This is a genomic window from Terriglobus roseus DSM 18391 (assembly GCF_000265425.1).
Taxonomy (GTDB): Bacteria; Acidobacteriota; Terriglobia; order Terriglobales; family Acidobacteriaceae; genus Terriglobus; species Terriglobus roseus.
This window is the reverse complement of sequence record NC_018014.1, coordinates 4,024,424-4,043,724: the sequence shown is the minus strand read 5'-3', so window position 1 is coordinate 4,043,724 and position 19,301 is coordinate 4,024,424. Positions and strand designations below refer to the sequence as shown.

General features: G+C 59.7%; 13 protein-coding genes. 8 read left to right on the top strand and 5 right to left on the bottom strand.

Annotated features, from left to right (window positions below; translation table 11 throughout):
* The first annotated feature begins 121 nt into the window (after nucleotides 1–121).
* Genes TERRO_RS16565 through TERRO_RS22290 form a run of 3 tightly spaced genes read left to right on the top strand, consistent with a single transcriptional unit; the run spans nucleotide 122 to nucleotide 3,947 of the window.
* A complete protein-coding gene (locus TERRO_RS16565; protein ID WP_157178419.1) occupies nucleotides 122–757 on the top strand; it encodes a fimbrial biogenesis chaperone in 636 nt (211 codons plus the stop codon).
* Nucleotides 754–3,093, top strand: a complete 2,340-nt coding sequence (locus TERRO_RS16560) for a fimbria/pilus outer membrane usher protein (protein ID WP_014786846.1) — start codon at nucleotides 754–756, stop codon at nucleotides 3,091–3,093. The genes TERRO_RS16565 and TERRO_RS16560 overlap by 4 nt, the downstream gene beginning before the upstream one ends.
* On the top strand, nucleotides 3,090–3,947 hold the full coding sequence (locus TERRO_RS22290) for a Csu type fimbrial protein (protein WP_014786845.1): 858 nt from the start codon (nucleotides 3,090–3,092) through the stop codon (nucleotides 3,945–3,947). The genes TERRO_RS16560 and TERRO_RS22290 overlap by 4 nt, the downstream gene beginning before the upstream one ends.
* 40 nt (nucleotides 3,948–3,987) lie before the next feature.
* Here the strand turns inward: TERRO_RS22290 and TERRO_RS16550 are convergent, their stop codons facing one another.
* Nucleotides 3,988–5,358: a sigma-54-dependent transcriptional regulator gene (locus tag TERRO_RS16550; protein WP_014786844.1), complete on the bottom strand. Its 1,371-nt coding sequence runs from the start codon at nucleotides 5,356–5,358 to the stop codon at nucleotides 3,988–3,990.
* A complete protein-coding gene (locus TERRO_RS16545; protein WP_245536131.1) occupies nucleotides 5,355–6,452 on the bottom strand; it encodes a two-component system sensor histidine kinase NtrB in 1,098 nt (365 codons plus the stop codon). Before TERRO_RS16545 ends, TERRO_RS16550 begins: the two co-directional genes overlap by 4 nt.
* Before the next feature lie 306 nt (nucleotides 6,453–6,758).
* On the opposite strand from TERRO_RS16545, the gene TERRO_RS16540 reads away from it, so the two are divergent.
* The 4 genes from TERRO_RS16540 to TERRO_RS22285 all read left to right on the top strand — a co-directional run bounded on the left by TERRO_RS16540 (nucleotide 6,759) and on the right by TERRO_RS22285 (nucleotide 14,082).
* Entirely contained in the window at nucleotides 6,759–8,105 is a 1,347-nt protein-coding gene (locus tag TERRO_RS16540) for a TolC family protein (RefSeq protein ID WP_014786842.1), read from the top strand.
* Nucleotides 8,105–9,289, top strand: coding sequence for an efflux RND transporter periplasmic adaptor subunit (locus TERRO_RS16535; RefSeq protein WP_014786841.1), 1,185 nt, complete (start codon nucleotides 8,105–8,107; stop codon nucleotides 9,287–9,289). Before TERRO_RS16540 ends, TERRO_RS16535 begins: the two co-directional genes overlap by 1 nt.
* A 2-nt stretch (nucleotides 9,290–9,291) precedes the next feature.
* Nucleotides 9,292–12,441, top strand: a complete 3,150-nt coding sequence (locus TERRO_RS16530; protein ID WP_014786840.1) for an efflux RND transporter permease subunit — start codon at nucleotides 9,292–9,294, stop codon at nucleotides 12,439–12,441.
* Nucleotides 12,442–12,597: 156 nt separating this feature from the next.
* Nucleotides 12,598–14,082: an energy transducer TonB gene (locus tag TERRO_RS22285; RefSeq protein ID WP_157178416.1), complete on the top strand. Its 1,485-nt coding sequence runs from the start codon at nucleotides 12,598–12,600 to the stop codon at nucleotides 14,080–14,082.
* 313 nt (nucleotides 14,083–14,395) lie between these two features.
* Here the strand turns inward: TERRO_RS22285 and TERRO_RS16510 are convergent, their stop codons facing one another.
* Entirely contained in the window at nucleotides 14,396–15,244 is an 849-nt protein-coding gene (locus TERRO_RS16510) for an aldo/keto reductase (protein WP_014786838.1), read from the bottom strand.
* Nucleotides 15,245–15,437: 193 nt separating this feature from the next.
* Between TERRO_RS16510 and TERRO_RS16505 the strand changes: the two genes are divergently transcribed.
* Entirely contained in the window at nucleotides 15,438–16,469 is a 1,032-nt protein-coding gene (locus TERRO_RS16505; RefSeq protein ID WP_157178415.1) for a hypothetical protein, read from the top strand.
* On the opposite strand, the gene TERRO_RS16500 is transcribed toward TERRO_RS16505, so the two are convergent.
* Both TERRO_RS16500 and moaA read right to left on the bottom strand, forming a co-directional pair.
* Complete coding sequence (locus tag TERRO_RS16500) at nucleotides 16,387–17,562, bottom strand: sensor domain-containing diguanylate cyclase (RefSeq protein WP_014786836.1); 1,176 nt, start codon at nucleotides 17,560–17,562, stop codon at nucleotides 16,387–16,389. The two genes, TERRO_RS16505 and TERRO_RS16500, sit on opposite strands and share 83 nt — an antisense overlap.
* Before the next feature lie 494 nt (nucleotides 17,563–18,056).
* Nucleotides 18,057–19,136 (bottom strand): GTP 3',8-cyclase MoaA, encoded by a 1,080-nt coding sequence (moaA, locus tag TERRO_RS16495; protein ID WP_014786835.1) that lies wholly within the window; start codon nucleotides 19,134–19,136, stop codon nucleotides 18,057–18,059.
* Nucleotides 19,137–19,301 lie beyond the last annotated feature (165 nt).

Genomic DNA, 19,301 nt, shown 5'->3' with positions numbered 1-19,301 from the left:
ACATTTACGAGTTGATCGGCCCCTGATGCGAGGCAAACGTTTCCGCCTATCGCTCCTGCTTGGACTAACGCCACTGATTACGTTTTGCGGGTTGCACGCTCAAACCTTGGCCGTGGAACCCGTGAATCTTTTCTTCCTGCCCGGGCAGAAGATAGTAACCCTGACCTTGAAAAATCCAGCATCGGAACCGATCACGGTGCAGGGGCGTGCCTTCACGTGGGCACAAGAAGGGAACGCCGACCCGCTGAATGCTACAGACGCCATCCTGATCAGCCCGCCCATGGCCACCATCCGACCGGGAGAGAGCCAGGTTGTGCGTGTTGCAATGCGTCAGCCTGCTTCCGAACGTGAATCGACATACCGATTGCTGATCGATCAACTGCCGTCGGCGGCGCGCCCAAAAGAGGTTTCGATCCTGCTGCGGCTGTCGATTCCTGTCTTCGTCGAGGCCGACGTGCACGCAACTGCTAAGTTTGAGTTTCGCGTGGAGCATCACCGTGATGGGAAGTCGATTCTCATTGTTGCGAACAACGGTCAAATCCACGATTCGGTCCGGGACATCCATCTGAAGACTTCAGATGGATCGGTGTGGAAGGCCGTGGTGCCAGGTCTTCCTTATGTGCTCGCAGGTGCGGAACGCCGTTGGCCGATCGTTCCCGAAGGCACGGCGCATGCGATGCCCCATGAGTTCTCGCTCACTGCTCAAACGGATTCCGGTGCCCTGGTGCGGCAGGTAAGTGTGACTGAAGAACCATGATCCAGACGCGCAGCCTGCGTTGGCTGCTGGGCGGCCTTGTCTTGCTGATGTGTCTTTTCTCTGTCGATTTGTGCTTCGGTGAAGAGGAATACCTTCTGCTGGAGGTATACGTTGATGGGCGAGCAACCCATCGAATCTTGGAGTTCAGCCAGCGAGATGGAACGCTGCTGGCGCATGCCGACGACTTACGAGAGATTGGCTTGCAGATACCTGGATTGAGCAACGACTGGACTGATCTGCACACGCTTCCACGTGGTGTCTGGCGTATCGATATCCCGACGCAGACACTCTTTCTCAGCACAGACGGCCGCATCACGCGGGCCTCGCGGTTGATGATCGATCGGGGTACCGATACAGAGATGCATCGCAATGTTGAGAGTTCCACCGGGATGACGCTTAACTACGATTTATTGACGACGATCGCAGGTTCAAGGAGCGGCCTGAATGGTCAGGCAAATCTAAGAGCCTTCTCCCCGCGTGGCACCCTAAGTTCAAGCTGGCTGGGCTACGCCGGCGGAGTGCCGGGACCCTACGGGACAAACAATGCTGTCCGTCTGGATACGACCTATCAGTACGCCGACGTGGATACTATGCGGCGCTACAGTCTCGGTGATTTTGTCACGAGTGGCCTGACTTGGACACGTCCCGTCCATCTGACAGGATTCCAACTTCGGTCGGACTTCAGCACCCGGCCTGATCTGGTAACGTTCCCGCTGCCCAGTGTGCGAGGATCTGCCGCAGTGCCATCCACGATTAACGTGCTGGCAGACGGTGCACAGGTGCTTTCGCAACAGATAGAGCCTGGTCCCTTTCAGGTGCCGCAGCTACCGGTTGTGATGGGCGCCGGCAATATCGCGCTTACGGTAACGAACGCGCTGGGTCAACAGGTGACGTTGACACAACGCTTCTACGCAAGTTCTGCGATGCTGGCGCCTAAGTTACAGACATTCGCTTTTGAAGCGGGCGCGGTGCGACGCGACTGGGGCAGCATCAGCAATCACTACGGCAGTGCAGCAGCCTTTGCAAACTATCGACGGGGTATCAATTCTTCGTTCACGTTCGAGGGTAAGGTGGAGGCAGCACCCGGTGCGTTAACACCCGGTGTCGGCGGCATCCTGCGCGTGGGCACCCTCGGAACTGTGACAGCATCGGCTTCTGCGAGCTTCGGAAATGGTCATAACGGACAGCAGTTGTCCCTTGGTGCAGAGCGTTTGGGGCGAGTATTCAGCATCGGTGCGTATGCGTTGATCACGCGACGAAGCTACACCGATGTCGCGGCGCTTAACAATGCTCCCTTAACGCGTTCGCAGATCAGTGGCAATGTGGGTTATTCCACCCGGCACTTCGGCACATTTGGTGCTGCATATGGAGCCGTCAATCAGGCGTCTTACTACAACGCTTCGCTTTCCGCCCAGCAACAACCGCAGCGCACACGCATCCTGTCGGCAAACTATTCAGTGCAGATCCACCACGTGACCGTGTACGCCAATGAGTTCCGCAGCATTGGGGACGGCAGCAACAGCCAGGGTTTTCAGGGGGGAATAAGTTTCGCCTTCGGATCCCGGTCCTCTGCAGATATCTCCGGGACATCCGATGGTACTGCGCAGATCGCGGTGCGGCGCCCCGCTACTTCGGTTGGCCAGTGGGGTTACGATGCGTATGTCCAGACCGGCAGCTTCAATCATCAATTCGCTGAGTTTCAGCACAGGTCGAAGATGGGATTCGTGACGGGCGGTATCGATCAGACGGCAGGCGTCATGACCGGCCGAGCTGAGACTCAGGGTGCGGTTTCTTTAGTTGATCGCAGGCTCTTTGCATCCAACGAAATCTTCGATAGTTTTGCAGTGGTGGACACGGGCGCTGCGCGTCATGTGAAGATCTTTGAGGAGAACCGTCCCGTGGGAGATACCGGTAGGTCGGGAAAGTTATTGATTGCAGACGTGCGATCGTTTCAACTGAATCACCTCTCCATTGACGCGACGGGTGTACCGATCGATGCAACTATCGAGAATGCGGCGCAGACGTTTCGGCCGCGCGATCTATCCGGAGTCATCATCCGATTCAATATTCGTGTCAACCGCAGCGCTCTTGTGCACATTACCGATGCTGATGGTGTTGCCGAGCCCGTAGGAAGCATTGCGACGCTTCGATCGACAAAGGCTGCTGTGACCGTGGGATACGACGGCAGTGCCTTCGTGGCGGACCTTGAGCCAAAGAACGAACTGGATGTCGTGAGGCCCGATGGTCATCGCTGCTCCGTGAGTTTTACTTACAAGCCGATCCCTGGCGATATACCGGTCCTCGGGCCCTTCCGCTGCAAGGAGGTGGTGCAATGAGATGTCTTCCGTTCTTGTGTGCGCCGTTTCTGCTGTCGCCCGTAGCACTTGCGCAGCGCTTTCCCTGCTCGGTGTCGGTGCCGGCCATACATCTTGGAACCTACGCCGGCAACCGCGTCGCTTCGGGCGTGACACCCGTTTCGGTGATCTGCCCAGCTTCCACTCCGTACACGATCGGTTTAAGGAGCAGTGCGGGTGGTCCTGCGAACACAGTGCGAACGATGAAAGGCGTCCGCGGCGCGGGCTTGCGCTACCAACTATTTCAAGACGCTGCTCGCAGTGTGAACTGGGGAAGCGAAATTGGCACGGATGCTGTATCTGGTGTTGGAACTGGTGGCGTCCAGCGGTTCAATATCTACCCAGTTCTGATGCAGAGCCAGCAGGCATCCCAGGGTGAGTATGCGGATGCGCTCACTGTGACGGTCACTTCCAACCGAGGAATATCTTCCGCTAATGTTCCGGTCATCGCGAATGCATTGGGAGTTTGCATCGTGCTCTCCACCGCAATGGGCTTTGGCAGCTATACCGGCGGGGCAATCACGAGCACCTCGACGATCTCTCTCACTTGCACGGCCAATGTTGCCTATGACATCGCGCTTAACGCCGGCACAACGACAGGCGCAAGCACATCGGCACGCAAGATGGCTGGCCCGAATGGCGGCACTCTCGGGTACAGCCTGTTCCGTGATGCTGCGTTTTCGCAGAACTGGGGATCGGTGAGCGGTGTCGACACACTCACGGGAATTGCGACTGGATTACTGCAGCCAATCACAGTGTATGGAAAAATCTCCAGCGGGCTGATAGCTCCAATCGGAGCTTACTCGGATACCATCACCGCAACCATCACTTACTAGAATCTCACCATAAGCACGTGCCTTGTCAGGACGAGGTAGGTCAGTCCTCGTGCTGGAGGCCGTGCTTCTCGATGCGATAGATAAGCGTGCGACGGCTGATGTCGAGGTAGCGTGCTGCATGGGTTTGATTGCCGCTGAAGCGCGCGAGCGCCTGCACAATCAGCTCGCGCTCGACTGCTTCCAGGCTGATGCCTTCCTCCGGCAGAGGGAACTGGAGCGGCGTCGTCTGTGCGGATGGCGTGGCCTGCAGGTCATCCGGCAGGTTCTCTTCTGTGAGAACATCATCCGCCGAGAGAACCAGGAGTCGTTCGATCACGTTTTCTAACTGACGAACATTTCCTGGCCACGCGTAGCTTATGAGTCGCTGCAATAACGGACGTGACAGTTGCGCATGCGAGAGACCATGCCGCTCCTTTGCTCGCTTGAAGAGTGCATCGATAAGTTCGGGAAGATCCTCGCGACGTTCTCTTAGTGCCGGGATGCGCAAAGAGACTACGGTCAGCCGGTAGTAGAGATCTTCGCGGAATGTCCCGTCCTCGACCATTGCCGCAAGATTGCGGTGGGTGGCACCGATCACGCGCACATCGACGCGCGTCGGTGCGCTGGCTCCAAGCTTCGCGAGTTCGCCCTCCTGCAACACCCGCAACAGTTTCACCTGTGCGTCCAGCGGCAGTTCTCCGACTTCATCAAGAAAGAGTGTTCCGCCATCTGCAGCTTCAATGCGGCCTGTCTTGTTTGTCATGGCGCCCGTGAAGGCACCGCGGACGTAGCCGAATAACTCCGATTCGACCAAATCTTCGGGTATAGCGCCGCAATTGATGGGGACAAAGGCACGTGCACGGCGACCGCTGTTGTTATGAATGGCACGTGCGAGAAGTTCTTTGCCTGTACCGGTCTCGCCCTGGATCAGGACGGTGGTGTCGTGCGGCGCAACACGCGAGGCTTGATCGAGCACGCGGAGAAAGCCCTTCGATCGGCCGATGATGTTCTCAAACCCATACCGCTCGTTCAGAACGGAGCGCAGGGTGCGCACCTCTTCTCGCAGACTCTGCCGTTCCATGGCGCGATGGACGACAAGTACCAGCGCATCAAAGTCGAGTGGCTTGGTCACGTAGTCATACGCGCCAATCTTCATGGCTTCAACTGCGGTTTCGACTGTGCCGAACGCGGTGATAACAATCACCGTAGTGTCCATGTCGGACTTTGCAATCTTGCGCAATAGATCCAGGCCGCCGCTTGGCATGCGCAGGTCCGTGATGACCAACGCAGGTCGAAGGTCTGGGAGGATGTCATAGGCTTCGTCGCCGTCGGCTGCAAGCGCGACGCTGTAGCCAGCCTCTTCCAGTTGGATCTTCATGACGCGCCGAAGGCTGCTGTCATCATCGACGACGAGGATCGTACCCTTCTTCAAGCGAAGGCCGCCTTGTCTTTCGCTCGCGCAGCATCACCTACAGAAGGTGGTTGCAGTGGCAGTTCCACACGGAAGGTCATCCCTCGACGATCCGCTCCGTTTCTATCGCAAGAGAGCGTACCCCCGTGCTGTGCAACGATGTTTGCCGAGACGGCGAGGCCCAGACCCGTGCCGTTTTCCTTCGTCGTGAAGAACGGATCGAATAGACGATCCATGTTTTGTTGTTCAACGCCGCAGCCTTCGTCTTGTACCTCAACGCAAAGACTCTGGGCGTTCATGAAGGCCCGCACAAGGATAGTTCCGTGGCCGCTGGTGGCTTGTATTGCGTTCAGCATGAGGTTCAAAAGTACCTGCTTCACCTGTTCGGCATCGCACTGGACTTCGCCTCGAAGCGAGTTTGTGCGCAGCACGATGTCCACACCGCGCTCCACACCGCTGTGCTGCGCTAGCGTAGTAACGGACTGCAGCATGGCACCGGGATCCGTAGCTTGAAAACGCGGTAGACGGGGTCTGGCGAAATCAAGAAAGTTTGTGAGCAACTTGTTGAGCCGCTGGGATTCTTTCATCAGAATGTCGAGACACTCGTGCTGACTGGCGGCGGGCGCCTGCCCACGTGCGACGATGCCTGCGGCTCCGCTGATGCTGGCGAGTGGATTGCGGATTTCATGAGCGAGACTAGCGGCGAGTTCCCCGGCAGCAGTGAGCCGCTCGGTCTTCTTCATCTGCTGGATGTTTTCGCGCAGCTCGGAGTAGACGCGCTCAAGCTCATGCTTGGTGGCTTCCACGCGCGCTCGCTGCATGCGTTCCCGATCAGCGACCAAGCCTGCGATCATGCCTGCAATGCCGAAGGTGCTCAGCTCCACTACCTGGTCCTGCGCATCCAATGGCGCACGGTACCAGTGCTCGTACACGATCGGCGCTTGCAGCATGACGGCGAAGACGATGGCTCGCAGCGCGCCCTTCCAACCGAAGATCATGCCCGCCAGCATGAACGGCAGGATGTTGAGGTGGTGCAGGATGTTGTGAAGGACGACAGCGTGAGGCGGCGTGATCCACGTCGTGATTGCAAGCGACACGATCAGGAACGCGATCATAGCCGTTATGAAACGGGGGGAACGGATCCGGCTTTGAACGGACTCCATAGGTGTATTTTCCCACGTGGCCTGCAAAAGCAGGTTTGGGGGATAGATCGCGACCTGGGCGGGATGCTGCATCGTCTTACTTTGGTTGCAATCGGCACGCCAAACATCACAGTCGCGGTTCCTGAGAGAAGCGGCTTCGCGGGGTGTTCGATTTGCGTGCGATTTGCCCGGCAAGGCTGTCCCATAAGGGACATCTACCGGGAAAGCGCCGTGATTTGCGGGAGTTTTTGTTGGCCACCCGATTGCACTAGCAAGGTTGTGAAGCCATTTGCAGTGATTCCCATCGCGGCCCTCCTGTGGGTTACGGCGACCTCGGGTCAAACCGTGTCGTCCCCTGCTGCCGGCGCCCTGAGTCTGCCGCCGAGTGCAGTGAGTCAATCCCCCGCGGCTCTTCCCGCTGCGCCGGAGGCGCAGCCTTCAGCCGCCAAGCCTTTGACGTTGGAGCAGGCCATCGCCATGGCGGAGCAGAACAGTCCACGTCTGCGTGGCGCTGCAGCGGCTACGCAGCGTGCTGCTGCTGCCGTTGGGACCAGTCGTGCGTACATCAATCCGTCGCTTGAGGTCTTTCAGGGGCGGCAATATGCGCGGCCGATCGCTACTCCGGGTGTTCCTGGTTTGTTGCAGCATTACGCGGCATATCAGGCGATTGAGATCCCTTCGGAGCGTCGTGCGCGTACCCGTGCGGCAGAATTGAGTCGTCTCAGTGCGGACTTCGGTCAGAAGGGCGTTACGCGGTCCGTTGTGGCGGACGTCAAGCATGCTTTTTACGACGTGCTCCGTAGACGGGAAGAGCTTGCGCACCAGCAGGAGAACCTGAAGCTGGTGGAAGATCTGCGACGTCGCGTCGAGGTGGAGTATCGCGTTGGCGAGAAGGGTCGCCTGGAACTGACGCGCGCTGAGGCTGAATTGGGGCGTGCCGGGTTTGCGGTTCGCGGAGCCCAGCTCGAGCTGGCGAATGCCATCGCGCTGTTGCGTATCGCCATTGCGGCTCCGGCTGACGATGCGCTTGATCCACGTGGCTCGCTGGAGCAGCGCATCAAGTTGCCAGAGCTTACGGCGTTGCGCGAAGAGGTTCTGCGCACCCATCCAGCCATCGCTCAGGCTGCGGCTGAGGTAGATGCTGCTGGCGCCCGGCTGGATCGTGAGCGCAGACTTCGCATTCCGCAGCCGACGGCCTTTGCAGAGTTTGAGAATCAGCCGGATCTGCGCTTTTGGCGCGCCGGCGTTACGGTTCCGATTCCTCTATGGGACAGGCGGCGCGGGCCTATCGAGGAATCGAAGGCCGCCATTAATCAAGCGCAGGCCGAAGCAGGGCAGCGTCGCCTTGAACTCATCTCCGCGACCGAGCGTGCTTATGAGCAGTACCAGCTTGCAGACCAGCAGGCGACATCGCTTGAGTCCGGCGAGCTGCGCGCTGCGTCGAGCGCGGTCGATGCAGCACAGGCTGCCTACCGATTTGGCGAGCGCGGCATCGTGGAAGTGCTGGACGCACAACGCGTGTTGCAGAGTGTCCGCGACGATTTAATTAATGCGCAGTTCGCGCGCCAATCTGCACTGATTGATCTTGAAGAACTCGGCGCCATCGTGCCCGGAGGAAGACCGTGATGTTCCCTGCCTTTCGATTCATTCTGCCTCCATTTCGCGTCACGCTGGTTACGGTGTTAGCAGCGACATCCGTTCTTTCCTTTGAAGGTTGCAAGAAAGAGACCAAAGCCGAGGTAGCCGCGGCTCAGACTGATCCGCTTGCGGTGAAGGTCCCGCCGGCGCTACGCGGAAGTCTGAAGTTAGGTGCACCGCACCTGACGGACGTGAGTGGCACGCTGCAGGTCTCCGGACGCGTCGAGACGGATGCGAGCCGCATTGCACGGGTGGGCTCTCCCGTTGCGGGACGCATCCTGAAGCTGAACGCGTTTGAAGGTCAGAACGTGCGTGCAGGAACGGTGCTTGCGATGCTGCACAGCACCAATCTCTCCGATACGCAGTTGTCTTTGATCAAGGCGTACTCCACCGAGACGCTGGCCCAGGCCGCAACCAAGCGCGCAGAACAGCTTGTGGAGGCGGACGTGATCGGCCGTGCCGAACTGGAGCGGCGGCGTGCCGAACTGGTGCAGGCCAGTGCCGAGGTCTCTTCGTATGAGACACAACTGCGTGGTCTGGGTATGACCAGCCAGCAGTTAAAGACACTGCAGAGCACACGCCGATTGAGCGCAGACTACCCGATTGTGACGCCGCGCGGCGGCACTGTCCTGGAGCGCAAGGTGACGGTGGGCCAGGTGATTCAGCCTGCCGATCCGGCGTACACGATCGCCGACCTCTCGAGTGTGTGGATTGTCGCGAATGTGCCGGAGGAAGAGGCGGCCATGCTGCACAAGGGGCTGGAAGTAAGCGTACGCATCCCTGCAAGGCCAGAGCAGTCGATACGCGGCGCGTTGTCCTATGTAGCACCGACGGTCGATCCTGCGACTCGCACGGTAGAAGTTCGGATGGATCTGGCGAACACACAGGGCCTGTTCAAGCCGGATGAGCTTGCGAGCGTGACCTTCAACGGACACACAGAACGGAAGCTGACCATTCCGCAGACGGCCATCGTGCGTGAAGAGAATAAGGACTACATCTTCGTGAAGACCTCGGCAGATAACTTCCTGCTGCGCGAAGTGGAACTAGGCGATGAGAGCAAAGACGAGCGTGTCGTGCTGAGCGGTGTCAACGCCAGTGAGACCGTTGTTCTGGATGGCGCCTTTCACCTGAATAATCAACGCAAGCAAGACGCAATCAAGGGGAGTCACTAAGCATGCTGCAAGCCATCATTGCGGGCGCCCTGCGGCAGCGGCTGATCCTGGTTGTTGTGTCACTGGTGCTGGTTGGTTTCGGACTGAACGCGGCCAAGCATCTTTCTGTAGATGCCTTCCCGGACGTTGCGAACGTTCAAGTACAGATTGCTACAGAAGCAGCGGGCAAGTCGCCGGAAGAGGTTGAGCGCTTCGTCACGGTTCCGATTGAGATCGCCATGACGGGATTGCCCGGCATGACGGACATGCGGTCGCTGAACAAGCCCGGCCTGTCGCTGATTACCCTTGTTTTTGCGGATGGCAGTGATCTCCATCTGCAACGGCAGATGGTCTCTGAGCGTTTGTCCGAGGTACGGGACCGCATGCCGGAGGGTGTTGCGCCCGTACTCGGACCGATCACGAATGCTCTGGGTGAGGTCTATCAATACACGCTGGAGCGCGCGGGTGAGGCGGACGAGAAGCACGTCCTGAGCACGGATGAACTGGTGGAGCGCCGCACGTTACAGGACTGGGTTGTGCGTCCTTTGCTGCGGTCGATCCCCGGCGTCGCTGAGATCAATTCGACGGGCGGCTTCGTCAAGCAGTATGAGACTCTTGTCGATCCGCAGAAGCTGCACTATTACAACCTGACGGTGAATGATGTCCGCAATTCGCTTGCTCATAACAATGCGAATGCGGGCGGCGGTATTCTGCCGCAACATGCGGAGCAGTACCTGATCCGTTCGGTCGGCCTGGTGCGGGATCTTGAGGATATTCGCAACATCGTCCTGAAGGAGAGCCGCGGAACACCTGTCTACATTCGTGATGTGGCAGAGGTTCGCCTTGGTACGGAAGTGCGCTACGGCGCCATGATCAAGAACGGCTATACCGAAGCTGTTGGTGGCGTGGTGCTGATGACCATCGGCGGCAACGCAAAGGACATCGTCAGCCGCGTGAAGGAGCGGGTCGACGAGATCAATGCTCGTCACATGATTCCTGGTGGACTGCGGATTGTTCCTTACTATGACCGTTCGCAGCTTGTGGATGCTGCGATCCATACCGTGACGGAAGTGTTGGGCGAGGGCATCCTCTTTGTCATCGTCGTGCTGGTTCTGTTTCTCGGTGACATACGTTCGAGTTTGATCGTGAGTGCAACGCTTGTTGTCACGCCTCTGCTCACGTTCCTGATCATGAACCAGGTGGGGCTGTCCGCGAACCTGATGTCGCTGGGCGGACTTGCCATCGCGATCGGCCTGATGGTCGATGGTTCCGTGGTGGTGGTCGAGAACGTCTTCGCGAAGCTGAGCCATGCAAGGCAACATGCGGCCGAGGCGATCGGATCGCGACAGAAGCTAAACATCGTTCTTGCAGCGGTTACGGAAGTCGCAACGCCGGTGCTCTTCGGCGTCACGATCATCATCCTGGTGTTCATGCCGTTGATGACGCTGGAAGGCATGGAAGGCAAGATGTTCGCACCGCTTGCCTACACGATCGCAATTGCGCTTGCGATCTCGCTTGTGCTTTCGCTCACCTTGTCTCCTGTGCTTTCTTCGTACCTGTTGAAGGGCGGTTCGGAAGACGACACGCGGCTGGTGCGCATTCTGCGGCGGCCTTACAACGCGATGCTTGGCTGGACGCTTGCGAATCGCAAGAAGGCAGTTGTTGCTGTTGTGATTGTCTTCCTGGGAGCGGTGTCACTCTTTCCGTTCCTTGGTACTGCGTTTATTCCGGAGATGCAGGAAGGCACACTTTCACCGAATGCCGATCGCGTACCGAATATCTCGCTTGAGGAGTCGCTCAAGATGGAGATGTCGATGCAGAAGAGCATGATGACGGTGAAGGGTGTCGAGAATGTTGTCTCGCGCGTGGGCCGCGGCGAATCGCCGGCGGATCCAGCTGGTCCGAACGAAGCGGACGTGCTTGCATCACTGACGCCTTACGATGAGCGTCCGCGGGGCCGTTCGCAGGACAAGATTGCGGACGAGATGCGCGAGAAGCTGGCTTCGATCCCGGGCATCAACCTGGTGATGTCGCAACCGATCAGTGACCGTGTGGACGAGATGGTCTCTGGTGTTCGCGCGGACGTCGCCGTGATGTTATACGGCGATGATCTGGATGTGCTTGTGGCGAAGGCGAATGCGATTGCAAAAGTCGCGAGCGGCATTCAGGGCACGCAGGATACGCGTGTGGATCGTGTTGGTGGTCAGCAGTATCTGACGATCGATATCAATCGTGCTGCGATTGCTCGTTATGGCATCAACGCGGCTGACGTGAACGAGATCATCGAGACCGCAATTGCAGGTAAGTCGGCGACGGAGATCTACGAAGGAGAGCGGCGCTTCCAGGCTGTGGTTCGTCTGCCGCATGCGCAGCGAGACAGCATGGAGGACATTCGTCAGTTGCTGATCAGTTCGCCGGATGGTCCTCGCATTCCATTGAAAGAACTTGCGACGGTGAAGGTGGCTGAGGGGCCTGCGCTGATCAACCGCAGCATGGGGAAGCGGCGCATCGTTGTGGGTGTGAATGTGGCGAACCGCGACCTTGGCGGCTTCGTTGCGGAGCTGCAGCAGAAGGTCGATCAGCAGGTGAAGTTACCGGCAGGCTACTTCATTGAGTGGGGCGGACAGTTCCATAACATGGAGCGTGCGCTGCATCACCTGATGATCATTGTGCCGATTACGATTGCGGCGATCTTCTTCCTGCTGTTTGTGCTCTTCAAGTCTGTCCGCTTCGCGGCGCTGATTATTACGGTTCTGCCGCTTGCGTCGATTGGTGGTGTGCTGGGGCTGTTCCTGTCGGGCGAGTATCTTTCAGTTCCGGCTTCGGTTGGCTTCATTGCTCTATGGGGCATTGCGGTGCTCAATGGCGTGGTGCTGGTGTCTTACATCCGGAAGCTTCGTCAGGAGGGCATGGGTCAGGACGAGGCGGTGCGAGAGGGTACTCGTTTGCGTTTCCGGCCAGTGATGATGACGGCTACCGTGGCTGCGCTTGGGCTGGTGCCGTTCCTGTTCGCTACCGGACCGGGCTCTGAGATCCAGCGGCCGCTGGCGATTGTGGTGATCGGCGGGCTTGTCAGCTCGACGGCACTTACGCTGCTGCTGGTGCCTGCTGTCTATGCGTTCTTTGAGGGCAAGGCAGAGTATGTCATTGACGAGGCTGATGAATGGTCCTAGGTCAGTAAGAGCACGACTAGCACGATAGGATTAGGTAGCGGGCGCGGCGGTTTGCGTGAACGTCGCCTGGGACCGCAACTGGAGGGCGCAGAGCGTGTCTCTTCCAGTGCGGTCCTGTCTTATTGATCCGGTCCGGAAGGGATACTTGCCCATTTGTTGCAACCAGCACAGCTGAAAGATGTTTCGGTTCGGTACTCGCATGAAGTCGCGGAGTTACGTGACTTTCTGGGCAAGGCTGGATTCTCGCTTGGTACTGCCGGAACTCTGGAGGCCGTGGCGGCTGCGCTGCAGCGTGATCGCGCGTTTCATCGCGATCTGATCCTGCATGTCTGGGTCCTGATCGACGGTTGTGGTGGGCAGATCAGTCCTTCCGATCTGCTGGGTGTGCTGGCAGTTGCGGCTGCCGGAATGCACTTTGCGGCTGAGGCCAGTGAAGAGGATGCACACGATCTGCTGCGGTTCGTGATGGAAGCGCGGCGTTCGGTGGATGCGCCGACCTCGAAGCGAGTTGCGGAGCCGGTTCCTGCTGCGGTTGTTTCGGCTGCTGTTCCTGTTGCTGCGGCTGTTGATGTTCCGGCTGCGGCGCTGCCTCTGGCATTGGATACTCCGCGCTTTACACCGCCTGTTGCTGTCGATGAGGCTCCTTCCGAGGAGGTTGTTGAGCGCGGGGGTGGGAAGCGCTCTGCGTGGATCGTTGGGCTGGCGCTTTGCCTGCTGGTGCTGGTTGCTGTTGGCGTCTGGCAGTATCGGGAGAACTCGCCAGCGCCTGTTGAGGTTGGGACTGCTGTTGATGGTTCGGCTGCGACTGCTGTCTCGCCTTCGACGGCTGAGGCTCCGACCTCAGGTAATGGGCTTGAGTCGGCACCGGTGGTTCCGACGCCAGTAGGTCCGTCGATGACGGCTCGTGGACCGGTTGTGAGACCGAGTCGTGAGGCGGCTGCGGTTGATCGCTCGGTCGTACCTTCGGTTCCTCCTCGTACTTCGTATGCTCCGCCTGCACAGGATGTTGCTGCGGCGCCTGCTCCGGTGGTGCGGTCTGCTCCGCCGGCTTCGCCGGTTGCTACGGTGACTCCGCTCACGCGACCGGCTGTGGCTGCTCCGTCGACTCCGTTGGTTCGGCCTGGTGCGGCGCGGCCGGCTGCTCCGGTTGCCGTTCCTGCCGGGACGTTGAGCCGGCAGCTTGGGTCGAGCACGATTCCTGCCTATGCGGCGCTGCCGGATGCGGATGCGACGACGGATGGCAAGAAGTATCCGCGACTGTTGCGGCGACGGATGTCTTTGAACAACAACACTCAAGTGGCGGAGCTTCGGCCGCCCGGTGGCTCTGGCGGCGCCGGAAGCGTTCCCGTCGGCGTGGTGCGACCGACTTCGCTTGGCATCATGGCTGGGAACCTGGTGTACAGTCCGACGCCCGCTTACCCATCGGCTGCGGCTGCGGCGCATGTGCAGGGTGAGGTGAAGGTGCAGGCGGAGATCGATCGTGATGGCAATGTGGTGTCAGCGCGTGTGGTGAGCGGGCCGCCGATGCTGCGGGATGCCGCGGTCGATGCGATCCAGCACTGGCGGTATAAGCCGTGGACTGCAGGCGGGAAGACTGTGCCGATGAGCGCGGTGGCCGTGGTGGATTTCCAACTGCCCTAAGTGGTGGGGTACCCCCCCCCTTGTTTTCGTAAAAATTAGAAAACAAAGGAGTTGACGATTCCCGTTTTTGCAAAAATTAGATTGCAAAGGGTTTAAGGGTAAAGATTAGATAACAAAGGGTTTAGTGGTCAAAGACGAATGGGAGGGCTTTTGGGCCCTCCCATTTCGTGTCTGGTTTTATTTTATCGTGCGTGTCAAGCGGTTCGGGTTGTCGGGAGGGCTTCGTTTGAAGAAGCACTGGTAAGAGCGGTTCGCGCTTTCTGCGCGAATAACCCACCCTTTGCTTTGCAAAAGAATGGGGCACCCGGCTTTCTTACTTCGCTGCTGCTTCTAGCGACTGCCATTCGGCGTCGCTCAGTTCGAGGTCGAGTGACTTGAAATTTTCTTCGAGGTGCTCGATGGAGGTGGTGCCTGGGATGGGCAGGATGACCGGGCTGCGGTGCAGAAGCCAAGCGAGCGAGAGCTGGGAGACGGTAGCGTTGTGCTGCTTGGCTGCGGTGTCGAGCGGGCCGCCTTCCTTTGCCAGCTTGCCGGCTGCGACGGGGAACCACGGGATGAAGGCGATGTTGTTCTTTTCGCAGTACTCGAGGGTGGCTTCGCTCTTGCGCTGGCCGATGTTGTATTCGTTCTGGACCGAGACGATATCGGCGACCTTGCGGGCCTGTTCGATCTCTGCGGGTGTGACTTCGCTGAGACCGATGTGCTTGATCTTGCCGGTCTTCTGGAGCTTGACGATGGGCTTCAGGGACTCTTCGACGGGAACCTTGGGGTCGATGCGGTGGAGCTGCCAGAGGTCGATGACGTCGGTCTTGAGGCGGCGCATGCTCATGAGCGCTTCCTGCTCAAGGTATTCGGGGCGACCAACGGGCAGCCACTTGTTGGGACCTACGCGGCAGAGGCCGCCCTTGGTGGCGATGACGACGCCGGCCTGGTATGGGGCGAGGGATTCTGCAATGAGTTCTTCACTGACGTAGGGGCCGTAGCTGTCGGCGGTGTCGATGAAGTTGACGCCGATCTCGACGGCTCGCTTGAGTACTTTGAGGGCGCCTTCGCGGTCCTTGGGCGGGCCCCATACGCCTTCGCCTGTGATGCGCATGGCTCCGTAGCCGAGCCGGTTGACTTCGAGGTCGCCGCCGAGTTTGAAGGTCCTTTGAATGCTCATGGTTCGTTGGATGTTTCGGGGTGTGGGTTGGTTCTCTTGTTTTATGGACGTAGGGCGTCAATTTGGATTTGGATTTGCGGAGACGGTAAGGGAAGGGCGGTTCGCGCTTCTGCGCGAATAACCCACCTTTTGCTTCGCAAAAGAATGGGGCACCCGGGGTTTTTGCTGCTGCGTCTAAACTGCTGTGCGGATTATGTTTCTTTCTCGGGTTGTTCTGGTTGGTGGGTTGGTGATGGCTGTGTGTGTGCCGTTGGTGGCGCAGGAGAGGCCTTCTTTGCCTTTGGAGGCTTCGCCGGGGAGTGGTTTGCGGCGGACTCGGCTTTATCTGAGGGATGGGTCGTTCCAGGTGGTGCTGTCGTATTCGGTGAAGGGCGAGAATGTCTTTTACCTGTCGGCGGAGCGGGGTGCGGAGCAGGAGATCATTCCGGTGAAGCTTGTCGATCTGGACAAGACACGGGAGTGGGAGCGGCGCGGCGAGGCTCAGCGGAATGGGACGCCTGCGGTGCAAATCGATCCGGAGCTGGCGAAGGAAGAGGCGGACCGGGCGGCGCGGAGTCCTGAGGTCGCGAAGGATCTGCGGCTGCCGGATGAGAGTTCGGTGCTGATGCTGGATACGTACCAGGGGCAGCCGCAGCTTGCGGTGTTACAGCAGACGGATGGGGAGCTGAACCGGCAGCAGGCGCATAACATTCTGCGGCAGACGATCAATCCGATGGCGCATGCGCACCAGTTAGTGGAGATCAAGGGGCAGACGGCTCCGGTGCAGTTGCATGTGGCCGATCCGGAGATCTATGTGCGCATGGACGATGACGATGCGGAGCCGACGCGGGGCGGTGCATTCCAGGTGGATACGGACGGGAATCGCGGGCGCAAGGTGGAGTCGCCGTCGCCGAAGAGCGAGTACGTGATTGTGCGTGTGGATGTGCGGCGGGATGTGCGGATTGTGACGAGTTTCAGCATCGGTCTGCTGGGCGGCGCGAAGCGGCAGGCGGACGTTGTGGAGACGACACGGACGCTGATGCCGGGCGGTCACTGGCTGAAGATTGTGCCGAAGGAGCCGCTGAGCTTCGGCGAGTACGCCCTGATGGAAGTGATCGACGCGAAGACGGTGAATACGGGTGTGTGGGACTTTGGTGTGCGGCCTAGTGCCGGACCGAATCGTGACGCGATCTTGCCAGAAGTTCGTCACGCCCCAAAGCTGGCTCCACGACGTTCCCAGCCCTAGCGCCTTCTTCGCCTTCGATGGTGCCCGGTGAAAGAACAGAACCGAGGCCGGCGATGGCGAGGTTGTCTCGCGTGGTGCCTTTGACGTAGTACATCATGTCGTCAGCCGCCTTGATGATGCCTTCGATATCGCGGGCGTCATCCGGGTAGGTTGCCATGCCGAAGGATCCGCGAAGTTCGAGCGAGAGACCTTCCACCTCAAGAAAACGTGCCTCGCGCAGAGCGTAGAAGAGCTTTGTTGCGACTTCGCGGCCGGCCGATTTACCGAGGTCCGGCAGCAGGCAGACGAACTCGTCGCCGCCATACCGGAAGGCGGGGATGGTGGGTCCGATGGTGCGCTTGATGAGGTCGCCGACCTCTGCGAGGAGGCGGCTGCCGACGAGGTGGCCGTGGGTGTCGTTGATGCTCTTGAAGTGGTCTAGGTCGAGGAAGAGCAGGCTGAAGGGCGCACGCTCCTGCGTTTTGAGGCGTTCTTCGAGGAGTGTGTAGAGGTGCCGGGCGTTGAAGAGGCCTGTGCAGTCGTCGGAGATGGAGAGCAGGTGAATGCGTTCCATATCTGCGGCGTTACGGACGGCGATGGCGGTAAAGTCGCAGAGGACGCGCAGGAACTGGATGGAGTAGTCGCTGAGCAGGTCGACCTTGCTGTTGAGCAACTGGATGACGCCGACGACGCCGTCTGCCGAGCGGACGGGAACGCAGGCGATGGAGTTGATGTTGAGGCCCGGGTTTTTGCGGCTGAACTCCTGCCAGCGCGGTTCGACGCTGGTGTCCGGCACGACCATGGGGTTGCCGGTGAGTGCGACCCATCCGGCGACGCCTTCGCCCATGGGGACGCGCAGGCCGCGAAGGCTCTTGCTGTCTTCTCCGACGGCGATGACGTAGTAGAGGTCGTTCTTCTCTTTGTCGACGAGCATCATCGACCACCGCTCCGGCCCGAAGAACTGGGCCATCTTTGTCATGACGGTGGTGAGCACAATCTCCAGTTCCAGCGTGGAGGTGAGCGCGCGCGCGACGTCGTGGAAGAGTCGCGTGTAGTCCTGCTGGATGGCGTGCGTGAACTCGAGTTCGAGGTGCTTCTGTGACTTTCTTGCCATGATCTCCGCGACGGGTCCTGCTCAGAGTGGTGTAACCCCGGACGATCTTCGTGCCGCTATTTGTTGAGTAAAACACGCGTCTTCGCACGTGAACAGCCGTGTCTTAGGTATTACGCACAATTGCCTAGGAGTGGATGCAACGAAAGTCGTACGCCCTCTTCCGCCCGATTATGGTTGAGGCGGGTTCACGGGACGATGAATTGTTCCCTTGCGGCTAGCCGCCGCTGTGCACCATGGATCGCGACGGCTGGATGAATCGGAACGGGCTCCTTCAGCCGCCGATGTGAACCATTGTTCGCTACGGCAGGGGGGATGCGGTGCCCCACTTAGCCGCCTATGTGGACCATGGATCGCGACGGCCGGAAGGATCGGAACGGGCTCCGATCAGCCGCCGATGTGCACCATTGTTCGCTACGGCAGGGGGGATGCGGTGCACCACTTAGCCGCCTATGTGAACCATTGTTCGCTACGGCAGGGGTGATGCGGTGCCCCACTTACCCGCCGATGTGAACCATGGATCGCGACGGCTTGAGGAAGCCGGGTTCGCCGATGTGGTGGCGCTGTTCCTTGGTGTGGACGACGGCGCGGATGTAGTCGCGCAACTGGTCGTCGTCGGAGCCGCGGGCCATACGGCCGTAGAGGTCGTGATCGATCTGCGAGAAGAGGCAGGTGCGGAGTTTGCCGTCGCTGGTGAGGCGGATGCGTGAGCAGTGGCCGCAGAAGGGGCGGGAGACGGGCGCGATGATGCCGATCTCGCCGATGCCGTCGGCGAAGCCGTAGCGCCGGGCCGTTTCGCTGAGCGCATTGGCGGGCAGCGGGACGAGCGGGAGGACGCGGTTAAGTCGCTCGAGGATTTCGGCTTCGGTGACGACGGTGTCGGGGGACCAGATGCGGTCCTCTTCGAGGGGCATGAACTCGATGAAGCGAAGGATGACGCCTTCGCGCCGGGCGAACTCGCCGAAGCCTTCGATCTGGTCGTCGTTGAATCCGCGCAGGAGGACGCAGTTGACCTTGACGGGGGCCAGGCCGACGTCCTGTGCGGCGTGGATGCCGTCGAGGACGCGCTGGAAGGCTCGTGGGACGCGGGTGATGCGGGTGAATGTGTCGGAATCGACGGCGTCCATGCTGACGGTGATGCGGTCGAGGCCGGCATCCTTCAGGCTGCGTGCCTTTTCGGCGAGCAGGTGGCCATTGGTGGTGATGGCGATGTCGAGCGGTTTGCCGCTGCTGGTGGGCTGGTCGAGGTGGTCATAGGCGGTGCGGAGTGAGCGCAGATCGCGGATGAGGTCGAGCAGGCCGGCGCGGAGGAGGGGTTCGCCGCCGGTGAGACGGATCTTCTCGACGCCCATTTCGACCATGAGGCGGACCATCTTCGCATAGGCGGGGATGGGGAGTTCGCTGTGTTCCGCGCCGTGCTCGCCGGTGCGGCAGTAGACGCAGCGGTAGTTGCAGCGATCGGTGACGGCGACGCGGAGATCCGTAATGGCTCGGCCGAAGCGGTCGCGCAGGCGCGGCATCGGGATGGCGGGCAGGATCGCGGGGTCGAGCGCCGGGATGGGAAGCGTTGTGGCCATGAGGCTAACTGCTATTGGATGCGAGGTTCAGCTGGTTGGACGTAGCGGGGCCGAAACGGCGTCCGTGCCCTGATGTGAGGTAGTATCCCACGTCCTGCAATCGGTCCTTCGGGGGATTTGCAGGGCAACGAGAAGACCCGTGCCTGAGCACGGGTCTTGGGAGTT

What these genes read in the sequence shown, in the direction of transcription:
- TERRO_RS16545 (WP_245536131.1), bottom strand. Translation starts at nt 6,452, where the DNA reads ATGATCGCGTTCCTGATCGTGTCGCTTGCAATCACGACGTGGATCACG.
- moaA (WP_014786835.1), bottom strand. Translation starts at nt 19,136, where the DNA reads ATGGCCACAACGCTTCCCATCCCGGCGCTCGACCCCGCGATCCTGCCC.
- TERRO_RS16505 (WP_157178415.1), top strand. Translation starts at nt 15,438, where the DNA reads ATGTTTCTTTCTCGGGTTGTTCTGGTTGGTGGGTTGGTGATGGCTGTG.
- TERRO_RS16535 (WP_014786841.1), top strand. Translation starts at nt 8,105, where the DNA reads ATGTTCCCTGCCTTTCGATTCATTCTGCCTCCATTTCGCGTCACGCTG.
- TERRO_RS16530 (WP_014786840.1), top strand. Translation starts at nt 9,292, where the DNA reads ATGCTGCAAGCCATCATTGCGGGCGCCCTGCGGCAGCGGCTGATCCTG.
- TERRO_RS16500 (WP_014786836.1), bottom strand. Translation starts at nt 17,562, where the DNA reads ATGGCAAGAAAGTCACAGAAGCACCTCGAACTCGAGTTCACGCACGCC.
- TERRO_RS22290 (WP_014786845.1), top strand. Translation starts at nt 3,090, where the DNA reads ATGAGATGTCTTCCGTTCTTGTGTGCGCCGTTTCTGCTGTCGCCCGTA.
- TERRO_RS16560 (WP_014786846.1), top strand. Translation starts at nt 754, where the DNA reads ATGATCCAGACGCGCAGCCTGCGTTGGCTGCTGGGCGGCCTTGTCTTG.
- TERRO_RS16510 (WP_014786838.1), bottom strand. Translation starts at nt 15,244, where the DNA reads ATGAGCATTCAAAGGACCTTCAAACTCGGCGGCGACCTCGAAGTCAAC.